The sequence below is a fragment of the Actinomadura sp. GC306 genome (genome assembly GCF_004348665.1).
Taxonomy (GTDB): Bacteria; Actinomycetota; Actinomycetes; order Streptosporangiales; family Streptosporangiaceae; genus Spirillospora.
This window is the reverse complement of the sequence record NZ_SMKM01000219.1, coordinates 1-11,378: the sequence shown is the minus strand read 5'-3', so window position 1 is coordinate 11,378 and position 11,378 is coordinate 1. Positions and strand designations below refer to the sequence as shown.

Here is an 11,378-nt window from a genome sequence, read left to right as displayed (position 1 = left end):
AAGAGACAGGCGGGGTCGGGGTCGGCGGCGAGCCGGGCCCGGATCGCGGCCGGCGCGTGCCCGGCGGCGGCGACGAGCCGGCGCGTGCGCGGGTCGGGGTGCCGGGCGGCGGCCTCGTACACGGCGTCCGGCACGCCCTCGCGGCGCAGCAACGCGTTGCGCATCCGCGGCTCCGCGCGCTCCAGGATGAGGAGCAGCAGGTCGGCGGGGGCGGCGGGGTTGGCCGCCAGGCCCTCCAGCCGCACCGAGTAGAGCGTCCGCACCCCGATCACGTTAGCCGCCGCCGCGGCGTGCCGGGAAGTTCCCCGGCGCCGGAGTTCCGCCCAGGCCAGGCCGTGTTGTCACCGGGTAACACCCCCGATACCTTTGCGGGCATGACACGTTCGCGGGGCGGGGCGGGGGCACGGCGCGATCCCGGGCGCCGCCGCGCCCTGCTCGAGGCCGCCGACCGCGTCATCCAGCGGGAGGGCCCGGAGGCGTCGATGGCGGCGATCGCCGCGGAGGCGGGGATCAGCAAGCCGATCCTCTACCGCCACTTCGGCGACAAGAGCGGCCTCTACCAGGCGCTGGCCGAGCGGCACACGCGCAAGCTGATCGAGGGGATCCGGGAGGAGTTCTCCCGCGACGACCCGATCCGCGACCGGACCCGCAGCACCATCGACACCTACCTGGCGACGATCTCCAAGAACCTCAACCTCTACCGCTTCCTGATGCACCGGGCCAGCGCCGAGGACACCGCCACCCACAGCGCGATGAGCACGATGATCCGCGACGTGAGCCGGGAGCTGGCCGAGGTGATGATCGCCGACGGCCAGCTGGCGGACCGGACCCGCGCGTACGTGTGGGGCCACGCGATCGTCGGCATGGTGCAGACGGCCGGAGACTGGTGGCTCGACCACGGCGACGACGTCCCGAGGGAGGAGGTCGTGGACGGCCTCGCCGACCTCGTCCTCCGCGGCCTGCCCGCCGCCGCGTCCGATGACCGCGGGACGCGGGAACCCGGCGGCCCGCCGCCCCCCGGCCCCTCCGCGGACCGACCCGCGGACCGACCCGCAGCCCGGCCCGCGGACCGGTCCGCGGGCCGTTCCCCCGACCCACGATTCCCGAGGTGACTGTGCAGACCGACGCGCGCGTGCAGGCCGACGTGCGGCCCCAGCCGGCCGAGGCGGAACCCGCCGTGGAGACCGAACGGCGGCCCTGGGGGAGCTTCGAGCGCTTCACGCTGAACGAGCCGTCCACCGTGAAGATCATTCACGTGGCGCCGGGGCAGCGGCTCAGCCTGCAGCGGCACCGCGACCGCGACGAGCTGTGGGTGGCGCTCGACCCGGGCGCGGTGTTCGAGGTGGCGGGGCGGCGCATGCTGCCCGAGGTGGGGGAGCGGGTCATGATCCGCGCCGGCGACACGCACCGCCTCGGCTCGGCCGGCCCGGCCGTGCGCGTCCTGGAGATCGCCTTCGGCGACTTCGACGAGGACGACATCGAGCGCCTGGAGGACGAGTACGGCCGCGCCTGAGGGGACGGGCGGCCGGCCGCCCGCGTGCACGGCCGGCCGGCCCCGTCTCGCTAGCCGGGGGCGGGGTCAGCGCAGGCCGAACTCCCAGTTGCCGCCCTTGCCGTACTCCTTGAGGATGCGCCGCGCGGTCGTCGTCACGTGCACCTCGTCCGGGCCGTCGAAGATGCGGCCCGCGCGGGCGTGCCGGTACATGTGGCCGAGGGGCGTGTCGTCGGTGAGCCCTTCGGCCCCGTGCACCTGGATGGCCCGGTCGATGACGGCGTTCAGCATCCGCGCCGCCACCACCTTGATCACCCCGATCTCCACCCGCGCTTGGTCCCCCGAGTCGATCTTCCGCGCGGCCTGCAGGGTGAGCAGCCGGGCCGACTGGATCTCGGCGAAGGAGTCGAACACGTGCTGCTGGAGCAGCTGCTTCTTGTACAGCGGCTCCCCGAACGCGGTCCGCTCGTGCAGCCGCGCGCACATCAGGTCGAACGCCCGCTGCGCCTGCCCGAGGAAGCGCATGCAGTGGAAGATGCGGCCCGGCCCCAGCCGCTCCTGCGCGATCACGAACCCGTGCCCGCGCGGCCCCAGCAGGTTGCCCTCCGGGACGCGCACCTCGTCGTACAGGACCTCGCAGTGCCCGCCGTCCAGCCCCAGCACGGGCGTGTCGCGCACGATCGTGTAGCCGGGGGTGTCGGTCGGCACCAGAATCATGCTGAACGAGAGGTAGGGGGAGGTGCCCTCCGGCTCCGTCCGGCACATGACGGTCGTGTACGCGGCCCTGTTCGCGAAGGTCGTGAACCACTTGCGGCCGCGGATGACCCACTCCCCGTCCTCCAGGGTCGCGGTCGTCGTCAGCTGGGTCGGGTCGGAGCTCGCGATGCCCGGCTCGGTCATCGCGAAGCTCGGGTTGATCTCCGCCCGGACGAGCGGCTCCAGGAAGCGCTCGCGCTGCTCCGCGCCCGCGTGCCGGTGCAGCATCAGCGAGTCCTGCAGCGTGTAGGTGCCGAGTGCGAGCTGCCCGAACTCGCTGCGCCCCTGGACCTCGTTGACGTAGACGTAGTCGAGGAACGGCAGCCCGCCCCCGCCGAGCTCCTTCGGATGGCCGAGCGCCCACAGGCCCGCGGCCTTGGCCTCGCGCTGCAGGTCCGCGACCAGGGCGGCCGCCTCGTCGCCGCCCCGCCGCAGCACCGGCTCGGCGGGCTCGACGCGCTCGGTCATGAAGGCGTGCACGGCGTCGCGCACCGGCCGGACCGACGCCGGGATGTCAAAGGCCATGGGATCCCCTCCGGTTGACTAGAACGGCATTCTGTCGTGGAACGCGCGGCGGCGCGACGGTTCCCGGCCGGGCCCGGGAACCTGGTAGCCTCGGCGCCATGCGAACCGCAGCCTCCCGGTGGTGGTGGCGCCGCTGAGGCGGCGCCGGTTCGTGCACGTGCAGACCCAGGCGACCGCCCTCACCCGGCGGTCGTTTCGCGTGTTCGCCGCCTGGGGTGCAGGGCCCGGAGAAATCGAGGGGCCACCGCGGTGGAAACCGTCTCACAGCAGCCGCCGGCCGGCGGGTTCGTCACGGCCGGGGGGGTGCGGGTCACCCGCACCGCGACACCGGTCGACCCGGAACGCAAGTCCGATGTGCTGAACGCGCTCGTCGCCGCCGTGGGCGAGCGGCGCGGCGGCGTCCTCAGCTCCGGCATGGAGTACCCGGGCCGGTACAGCCGCTGGCACATGGCCTACGTCGACCCGTGCCTGGAGATCGCCGCCCGCGGCAGGACCGTCGCGGTGCGGGCCCTCAACGACCGCGGCCGCGTCGTCCTGCCCGCGCTGGCCGGCGCGCTGCGCGGCACCGGCGAGGTCCGGGCGGACGGGCCGGACCTGTTCGAGGTGTTCATCCCGCCCGCCGGCGGGTTCTTCCCCGAAGAGGAGCGCAGCCGGCAGCCGACCGTCTTCACCGCGCTGCGCGCCGTCGTCGACCTGTTCCGCTGCGACGACCCCCACCTCGGCCTGTACGGGGCGTTCGGCTACGACCTGTCGCTCCAGTTCGAGCCGCTGCGGACGCGGACCGAGCGGCCCGCCGACCAGCGCGACCTCGTCCTGCACCTGGCCGACGAGATGGTCGTGGTGGACCGCAAGCGGGAGACCTCGCACCGGATCTCCTACGAGTTCGAGGTCGGCGGGGCCGGCACCGCGGGCCTGCCGCGCCGCACCGAGCCGACGCCCCCGCCGCCGGCCGGGGCGGAGCTCCCGCCGCAGCCCGTCCCCGGCGTGTACGCGCAGATGGTGCGGGACGCCAAGGACAAGTTCGTCCGCGGCGACCTGTTCGAGGTGACCCCCGGCCACGCCATGTACGCGCGCTGCGACGCGCCCGCCGCGTTCTTCGAGCGGCTGCGCGAGACCAACCCGGCGCCGTACGAATTCATGTTCAACCTCGGCGAGGGCGAGTACCTGGTCGGCGCGTCCCCGGAGATGTTCGTCCGGGTCAGCGGCGACCGCGTCGAGACGTGCCCGATCGCCGGGACGATCAAGCGCGGCGCCGACGCGCTGGAGGACGCCGAGCAGATCCGCACGATCCTGTCGTCGGCCAAGGACGAGTCCGAGCTGACGATGTGCACCGACGTCGACCGCAACGACAAGTCGCGGATCTGCGTGCCGGGCAGCGTGCGCGTCCTCGGCCGCCGGCAGATCGAGATGTACTCCCGGCTGATCCACACCGTCGACCACATCGAGGGGCGGCTGCGCCCCGGGTTCGACGCCCTCGACGCGTTCCTCACCCACATGTGGGCGGTCACCGTCACCGGCGCGCCCAAGGCGTGGGCGATGCAGTTCATCGAGGACCACGAGGAATCGCCCCGCCGCTGGTACGGCGGCGCCGTCGGGTGCGTCGGGTTCGACGGGTCGATGAACACCGGCCTGACGCTGCGCACCGCGCAGATCCGCGGCGGCGTCGCCACCGTCCGGGCCGGCGCGACGCTGCTGTACGACTCCGACCCCGACGAGGAGGAGCGCGAGACGCACCTCAAGGCGAGCGCGCTGCTGGGCGCGCTGACCGCGGTCCAGCGGGAGGCCGCCGCCGAGGCGGAGCCGGAGCCGGCGGCGCCGCCGGCCGGGGCGGGCGACGGCCTCCGGGTGCTGCTCGTCGACCACGAGGACTCGTTCGTCAACACCCTGGCCGACTACTTCCGCCAGCAGGACGCCTCGGTGACCACGCTGCGGCACGGGTTCCCGGCGGAACTGCTGGACGAGTACGCGCCCGACCTCGTCGTGCTGTCGCCCGGCCCCGGCCGGCCCGGGGACTTCGCGACCGGCGCCCTCCTGGACGCCCTGGACGAGCGCGGCCTCCCGGTCTTCGGCGTCTGCCTCGGCCTCCAGGCGATGGTCGAGCACGCGGGCGGCGAGCTGGCGCTGCTGCACGAGCCGTCCCACGGCAAGCCCGGCCAGGTGAAGGTGACCGGCGGGGAGCTGTTCGACGGCCTCCCGGACGAGTTCACCGCGGCCCGCTACCACTCGCTGCACGCCACGCCCGACCGGGTCAGGGGCTTCCAGGTGACCGCGCTGACCGGGGACGTCGTGATGGCGATCGAGGACCCCGCGCGGCGGCGCTGGGCGGTCCAGTTCCACCCGGAGTCCATCCTCACGGCGGCGGGCGGGGCTGGGCACCGGATCGTCGCGAACGTGCTGAACCTGAGCCGTTCGGAGAGTTGAACCGTTCGTGGAGCTGAACCCGTCCTAGTCCTGAAGCAGGAGACCGGCACGCCCGAAATAGTCCTAAGGTCGCTGTCGCCGACCCGTGGAAACCCGGAAGACTTGGTGACCGGCCACCGCGCCGCCTCCGGGTGACGTAGGTGATCGCCGTTATCCCGGCGGAGGGGGAGGCCACTGGGGAGGCCACTCCCCCTCCGTCCATAACGGAGGGTCCGTAACCAAAATTACGGACATCCATGGAGAAGATCCGGTTTTATCGTGTATCTTCCGGGGATCTCGCTTGCCATGATGACAATTCTGTGGCTCATCGCCGTCGTTCTGGTGATCGCCGGTATCTACGTGATCGTCGCCCGCCGCGACCTGCTCTGGGGCATCGTCCTCATCGTCGTCGGGCTCCTCGTGGGGCCCGGTGGTGTCAGCATCTTCGGTTAACGGAGAACCGCCGGCCTGGGGCGTGCAAACCTGACGCGACCCGTCAGGTTTCGGTGCCAGCATCGTCCCCATGAGCCGTGCACTGGAAGGAAAGACCGCCCTGGTCGCCGGGGGAACGCGGGGCGCGGGCCGCGGCATCGCCGTGGAGCTCGGCGCCGCGGGAGCGACCGTGTACGTGTCGGGACGGTCCACCCGGTCGGAACGATCGGAGATGGGCCGTCCCGAAACCATCGAGGAGACCGCGGAACGGGTGACGGCCGCGGGCGGCGAGGGCATCGCCGTCCGGGCCGACCACCTCGACCCCGGGCAGGTCGACGCCCTCGTCCGCCGCATCGACGGCGAGCGGGGGCGGCTGGACGTCCTGGTCAACGACATCTGGGGCGCCGACCACCTGTTCGAGTTCGGCAAGCCGCTGTGGGAGCAGTCCCTGGAGAACGGGCTGCGGCTGCTGCGGCTCGCCATCGAGACCCACGCCGTCACCAGCCACCGCGCGCTGCCGCTGCTGATCCGCGAGCCCGGCGGGCTCGTCATCGAGATGACCGACGGCACCGCCGAGTACAACGCCCGCTACCGCCGGGACGTCGGCTACTTCTACGACCTCGCCAAGAGCGCCGTGATCCGGATGGCGCTCGCCCAGGCCGAGGAGATCGCCGGCCACGGCGGCACCGCCGTCGCGCTGACCCCGGGCTGGCTGCGCTCGGAGGCGATGCTGGACCACTTCGGCGTCACCGAGGAGAACTGGCGCGATGCTATAGACAAGGTCCCGAACTTCGCGATCTCCGAATCCCCGGCCTTCGTGGGACGCGCCGCGGCCGCGCTCGCCGCCGACCCGGACCGGGCGCGCTGGAACGGGGCGTCGCTGTCCAGCGGCGGGCTCGCCAAGGTCTACGGGTTCACCGACGCCGACGGCAGCAGCCCCGACGCCTGGCGCTACATCACCGAGGTGGTCGACCCCGGACGCCCCGCGGACGTCACGGGATACCGCTGACCGGCCTTCCCATTGCGCCGGTTTGAACGGATTCTGGCCGGTTATGGCGACGAGCAGACGGAAGGAGGAGCCATGCCGAAGACGACCAAGAGCGGCAAGCCGCGGAAGGACGAGCTTCCCGGCACCCTCCAGCGCTCGCCGGAGGAGGCCCAGGAGACGTTCGCCAAGGCCCACGACTCCGCGGTCGAGACCTACGGGGAGGGGCAGCGCGCGCACCGCACCGCCTACTCCGCGCTCAAGCACAAGTTCGAGAAGCGCGGCGACCGGTGGGTCCCGAAGAAGCGCAAGGGGCCGTCCGACCAGCGGGCCAAGGACCCGGACGCCCGCCGCGGCAGCGGCCGGACCGCCGGCGGCGTGGACGTCGAGGGCAGCAGCAAGAAGGAGCTCTACGACCGTGCGGCGGACCTCGACGTCCAGGGCCGCTCGAAGATGACCAAGCAGGAGCTGGGCGAGGCGATCGCGCGCAAGCAGGACTGAAGCCGCGGCCCCCCGGCCGGGGAGGCGCTCAGCCCTCCGGCCGGGAGGCGTACAGCCGGGCGAGCCGCGCCGCGCCGTCCGCCATCCGCTCCCGCAGCTCCGGCGGGCCCAGGACCTCGGCCTCCGCCCCGAGCCGCATCAGCTCGGAGGCGGCGACGTCGACCGACTCGACCGGCAGCGTGGTCACCACCCACCCCTCCTCGTCGGGCTCCCCGGCGTCCTCCGCCGCCCGCCGCGCCGCGTACGGCTCGACCGCGTACCGCAGGAGCCGCCGCCCGGCGGGCGACAGCCGGACCGTGACCTCCTCGCGCAGCATCGACCGCAGGAACGCCGCCGCCTGCTCCCGCCAGTGCTCCGCGAGGTCGAATCCCTCGTCGCGGTCGAACACGTCCCCGGTCGGCCGGACACCGGTCACCCGGTCCACCCGGTAGGTACGGGGCGTCCCCGCGACCCGCGCGACCAGGTACCAGGTGCCGCTCTTCAGGATGAGCCCGTACGGTTCGGCGTCCCGCGTCACCTCGGCCTCCCCGCGCCGGTAGCGCAGCTCTACCCGCTCGTCCTCCCAGACGGCCCGCGCGAGCTCCCGCAGCAGCGGCGGCGGCCCGGCCGCGCCGAACCAGCCGGGGGCGTCCAGGTGGAACCGCTGGCCCGCCCGCGCCGGGGCGTCCCGCAGCGCCGCGGGCAGCGCCGCCAGCACCTTCAGCTCGGCCGCCGCCACCGCGGCACCGCGCCCCATCTCCCCGGCGGGGCCCGGCAGCCCGGACAGGAACAGCGCCTCCGCCTCCTCGCGGGTCAGCCCCGTCAGCCGCGTCCGGTACCCGCCGACCAGCCGGTACCCGCCGCCGCGACCCTGGTCCGCGTACACCGGGACGCCGGCCGCCGACAGGGCCTCCATGTCGCGGTAGACGGTGCGCTCGGACACCTCCAGCTCCCGCGCCAGCTCGCCCGCCGTCATCATCTCCCGCGACTGCAGCAGAAGCACCATGGAGATCAACCGAGCCGCCCGCACACCCCCATCCTGCCGCACCCGGACCGGGCCCCCGGCCGATCCTGACAACCTTGTGGCAGATACGGACGATTCGGCTGTCGCGCCGGGCGGGGCGGCTGTTAGCTTCGCCGCGTGCTCACCGAAACCACGTCCATCGAGGCGTTCATCGACGCCCTACCGAAGGTCGAGCTCCACGTCCACCTCGTGGGCTCCGCCTCGGTCCCCACCGTCCTCGAACTCGCCCGCCGCCACCCGGACGGGCCCGTCCCCACGGACGAGCGGGAGCTGCGCGCCTTCTACGAGTTCCGCGACTTCCCGCACTTCGCCGAGGTGTACGAGGCCGTCTCCAGCCTCGTCCGCACCCCCGAGGACGTCGCGACCCTCGTCCTCGGGACCGCCCGCGACCTCGCCGCGCAGAACGCCCGCCACGTCGAGCTGACCGTCACCCCCTACACCCACCAGCGGGCCGGGATGCCGATGCCCGCGATCACCGAGGCCCTCGACCGCGCCGCGCGCGAGGCCCGCGACCGGCACGGCGTCCGCGTCGCCTACATCTTCGACATCCCGGGCGAGTTCGGCGCCGAAGGCGCCCGCGGCACCGCCGACCACGCCCTTGACCACCCGCCGGAGGCCCTGGTCGGGTTCGGGATCGGCGGCATCGAGCAGTGCCGCCCGCCGCACCGGGACGCGTTCCGCGACGCGTTCGCCGCCGCCCGCGCCGCGGGGCTGCGCAGCGTCCCGCACGCGGGGGAGATGACCGGCCCGGAGACGATCTGGGAGGCCATCGAGGGACTCGGCGCCGAGCGCATCGGCCACGGCATCAACTGCCTGGACGACCCGCGCCTCGTCGCCCACCTGCGCGAGACCCAGCTGCCGCTGGAGGTCTGCCCGACGTCCAACCTCCGCACCGGCCAGGTCGCCGACCTCGCCTCGCACCCCCTGCCGCGGATGCTCGACGAGGGCCTGTTCGTCACCCTGAACAGCGACGACCCGCCGATGTTCGACACCACCCTGACCGGCGAGTACCGCATCGCCGCCGAGGTCTTCGGCCTGGACCGCGCCGCCCTGGCGTCCCTGGCCCGCAACGCCGTCAACGCCTCCACCCTCCCCGAAGAGGACCGCCGCCCCATCCTCACCGAAATAGATACCCTCCTGTGACCAGCGCCTATGGGAGAGCGGGGCACCTGGCGGTCGGTGAGGCGCGCGGCGGCTAGGGTTGCGGAGGCGATGGAGGCGACACGAGGGGGAGACCATGTCCGGGGACGAGTCGGTGGACATCCGGTTCCGCAGTGATGTGACGGTCGAGTTGATCAAGAGCGCGGCCTCCGACGCGGACGTGCTCTGGGCCGCGCGGGTGTCGACCAAGGGGGAGAGCTCCCTTGCCGAGATCGAGGCTGATCCCGAGCGGTCCAAGGGGCTGATCAACTTCCTCATGCGTGATCGGCACGGCACGCCGTTCGAGCACTCGTCGATGACCTTCTACGTGCATGCGCCGATCTTCGTGTTCCGCGAGTTCATGCGCCATCGGACGTTCTCTTACAACGAAGAGAGCGGCCGCTACAGGCGGCTGGAGCCCGTCTTCTACGTCCCGGGCCCCGAGCGCAAGCTGGTTCAGGAGGGCAAGCCCGGCAAGTACGTCTTCACGGACGGGAGTCCGGAGCAGCACAAGCTGGTCGGCGAGGCCACCAGGGACAGCTACCGGCAGGCGTATCGCGCCTACACGGAGATGCTCGAAGCAGGGATCGCCAGGGAGGTGGCACGGAGCGTCCTTCCCGTCGGCCTCTACTCTTCGATGTACGCGACCTGCAATGCGCGAGCGCTGATGAACTTCCTGTCCCTGCGGACAAACCGAGAGGATTCGACGTTCCCCTCTTTCCCGCAGCGTGAGATCGAGATGGTCGCCGAGCAGATGGAAGAGCAGTGGGCGGCGCTCATGCCGCTCACCCACGCGGCGTTCGAGGCCAACGGCCGCGTCTGCCCCTGACGTCCGCGACGGCGCCACGCGCCCTGACCGGGCCCGTGTCTCCACCCGGCGCGGAGCCGCGGGCGAAGAGAATGTCCGCGGCCTGTGATTCTGTGTGACCGCCTTGCCGCATGAAGTGACGGAGGCGGGAACCGGATGGCGAGCGGCTACGACGACGGAACCGACGTGCTTACGAAAGACGGCTGGAAACCCTGGCGCTCGGTCGACGAAAGCGAAGTTTTCGGGACGGTGAACCCGTCCACGGGAGGTCTGGAGTACCGGCGGGCCACAGCCGTACACCACGGTGAGGTGAGCGGTCGCATGTACCGCGTCCGTTCGGAGCAGATCGACCTGCTGGTCGGTGCCGACCACCCGCTCTGGGTTCAACGCTACGACACGCGCGCGGCGAAGCGTGGCGAGCAGCCGTTCGGGATCGAAACACCCGGTGCCGTCCTCCACAAGCGCGTCCGCTATGACAAGACGGCGAACTGGATCGGTGGCACGAACGCGGACGTGGAGATTCCGGCGACAAGTCGGGCCTGGACACGTTCGGACAATGGAGTCGCATGTTCGCGGGAATATCCGGGAATGGTGTTCCCAGCGAGGGCCTTCGCGGAATTCCTCGGCTACTTCCTATCGGAGGGCTCCATCAACGGCCACCAGATCGTCCTCGCGCAGAACCCCGGCCCCGTACTGGACGCGATGATCGGGACCGTGCGCCGGCTGGGGCTCACCGCCTACGTCCCGCCGTCCGGCCACAGCCGGGTGCTCACCTGCTGCGTCGCCCTCCGCGACTCCCTCGCTCAGTTGGGCCACGCAGTGGATAAGCGACTGCCCGCGGTCGCGCACCGCTGGACACCGGAGATCATCCGGATCTTCCTCGACGCCATGGTTGATGGGGACGGCACCACGCATCACAAGAACGGACACCGCGTGATCTACACGGTGTCCAAGGAACTCGCCGACGGGCTGCAGGTACTCGCCATCAAGTCGGGCATCAGTGCCAACATCCGGATCGACGACCGCACGGGATTGCGGCGCGTCATGCCCAGTGGGCAGGTCTTTCATAATCTCCGCCCGACATACGTGGTGTCGTTGGTGACGAGACGAAACAAGCCACTGGTGAATCACGGACGATCCATGCCCAGCCGCTACTGGAATGAGGATGGATACCATGACGGGTTCGAAGCATATTCAGGCGGTATCCATGCGGCCTCCGTTCCGTATGGCCTTCTCCTGGTCCGGCGAAACGGCAAGGTAGTCGTTTCGAGTGGCGGTTTGTGACAAACAGGCGGGAAGGTCCGAGGCGGCGCCCGCCGGCCGAGCCCCCGAACTG

The 11,378-nt window shown here is 71.9% G+C and carries 12 protein-coding genes; 9 read left to right on the top strand and 3 right to left on the bottom strand.

Annotated elements, in window-relative coordinates; genetic code table 11:
* Positions 1–263: hypothetical protein (locus E1200_RS24980; RefSeq protein WP_207933532.1), on the bottom strand; the 263-nt coding region annotated here is incomplete at its 3' end.
* A gap of 111 nt (positions 264–374) precedes the next feature.
* Between E1200_RS24980 and E1200_RS24975 the strand changes: the two genes are divergently transcribed.
* Entirely contained in the window at positions 375–1,112 is a 738-nt protein-coding gene (locus E1200_RS24975; RefSeq protein WP_131954518.1) for a TetR family transcriptional regulator, read from the top strand.
* Complete coding sequence (locus E1200_RS24970) at positions 1,109–1,513, top strand: phosphomannose isomerase type II C-terminal cupin domain (RefSeq protein ID WP_243708821.1); 405 nt, start codon at positions 1,109–1,111, stop codon at positions 1,511–1,513. Before E1200_RS24975 ends, E1200_RS24970 begins: the two co-directional genes overlap by 4 nt.
* Positions 1,514–1,579: 66 nt before the next feature.
* On the opposite strand, the gene E1200_RS24965 is transcribed toward E1200_RS24970, so the two are convergent.
* Positions 1,580–2,773 carry an acyl-CoA dehydrogenase family protein gene (locus E1200_RS24965; protein ID WP_131954517.1) on the bottom strand — a complete coding sequence of 398 codons (1,194 nt, stop codon included), beginning with the start codon at positions 2,771–2,773 and terminating at the stop codon, positions 1,580–1,582.
* Between the two features lie 249 nt (positions 2,774–3,022).
* On the opposite strand from E1200_RS24965, the gene E1200_RS24960 reads away from it, so the two are divergent.
* The 4 genes from E1200_RS24960 (at position 3,023) to E1200_RS24950 (ending at position 7,091) form a co-directional block, all read left to right on the top strand.
* Positions 3,023–5,194 carry an anthranilate synthase component I gene (locus tag E1200_RS24960; RefSeq protein WP_131954516.1) on the top strand — a complete coding sequence of 724 codons (2,172 nt, stop codon included), beginning with the start codon at positions 3,023–3,025 and terminating at the stop codon, positions 5,192–5,194.
* Between the two features lie 285 nt (positions 5,195–5,479).
* Positions 5,480–5,626, top strand: coding sequence for a GPGG-motif small membrane protein (locus tag E1200_RS33925; RefSeq protein ID WP_165950449.1), 147 nt, complete (start codon positions 5,480–5,482; stop codon positions 5,624–5,626).
* 70 nt (positions 5,627–5,696) lie between these two features.
* The gene (locus E1200_RS24955) at positions 5,697–6,614 is read left to right on the top strand and encodes an SDR family oxidoreductase (protein ID WP_131954515.1); all 918 of its coding nucleotides are present in this window, start codon (positions 5,697–5,699) and stop codon (positions 6,612–6,614) included.
* A 72-nt stretch (positions 6,615–6,686) separates the two neighbouring features.
* Entirely contained in the window at positions 6,687–7,091 is a 405-nt protein-coding gene (locus tag E1200_RS24950) for a ChaB family protein (protein WP_131954514.1), read from the top strand.
* A 28-nt stretch (positions 7,092–7,119) separates the two neighbouring features.
* Here E1200_RS24950 and E1200_RS24945 read toward each other — a convergent pair whose 3' ends face one another.
* Entirely contained in the window at positions 7,120–8,100 is a 981-nt protein-coding gene (locus E1200_RS24945) for a YafY family protein (RefSeq protein WP_131954513.1), read from the bottom strand.
* Positions 8,101–8,211: 111 nt separating this feature from the next.
* Between E1200_RS24945 and add the strand changes: the two genes are divergently transcribed.
* The 3 genes from add (at position 8,212) to E1200_RS24930 (ending at position 11,326) form a co-directional block, all read left to right on the top strand.
* Complete coding sequence (gene add / locus E1200_RS24940; protein ID WP_207933531.1) at positions 8,212–9,237, top strand: adenosine deaminase; 1,026 nt, start codon at positions 8,212–8,214, stop codon at positions 9,235–9,237.
* Between the two features lie 94 nt (positions 9,238–9,331).
* Positions 9,332–10,063 carry an FAD-dependent thymidylate synthase gene (thyX, locus tag E1200_RS24935; protein ID WP_131954512.1) on the top strand — a complete coding sequence of 244 codons (732 nt, stop codon included), beginning with the start codon at positions 9,332–9,334 and terminating at the stop codon, positions 10,061–10,063.
* Between the two features lie 135 nt (positions 10,064–10,198).
* Positions 10,199–11,326: an LAGLIDADG family homing endonuclease gene (locus tag E1200_RS24930; RefSeq protein ID WP_131954511.1), complete on the top strand. Its 1,128-nt coding sequence runs from the start codon at positions 10,199–10,201 to the stop codon at positions 11,324–11,326.
* The last annotated feature ends 52 nt before the right edge of the window (positions 11,327–11,378 follow it).

Bases quoted from the DNA above. Each gene is read 5' to 3' on its own strand.
- E1200_RS24955 (WP_131954515.1), top strand. From the start codon at position 5,697: ATGAGCCGTGCACTGGAAGGAAAGACCGCCCTGGTCGCCGGGGGAACG.
- thyX (WP_131954512.1), top strand. From the start codon at position 9,332: ATGTCCGGGGACGAGTCGGTGGACATCCGGTTCCGCAGTGATGTGACG.
- E1200_RS24930 (WP_131954511.1), top strand. From the start codon at position 10,199: ATGGCGAGCGGCTACGACGACGGAACCGACGTGCTTACGAAAGACGGC.
- E1200_RS33925 (WP_165950449.1), top strand. From the start codon at position 5,480: ATGATGACAATTCTGTGGCTCATCGCCGTCGTTCTGGTGATCGCCGGT.
- E1200_RS24965 (WP_131954517.1), bottom strand. From the start codon at position 2,773: ATGGCCTTTGACATCCCGGCGTCGGTCCGGCCGGTGCGCGACGCCGTG.
- E1200_RS24975 (WP_131954518.1), top strand. From the start codon at position 375: ATGACACGTTCGCGGGGCGGGGCGGGGGCACGGCGCGATCCCGGGCGC.
- E1200_RS24950 (WP_131954514.1), top strand. From the start codon at position 6,687: ATGCCGAAGACGACCAAGAGCGGCAAGCCGCGGAAGGACGAGCTTCCC.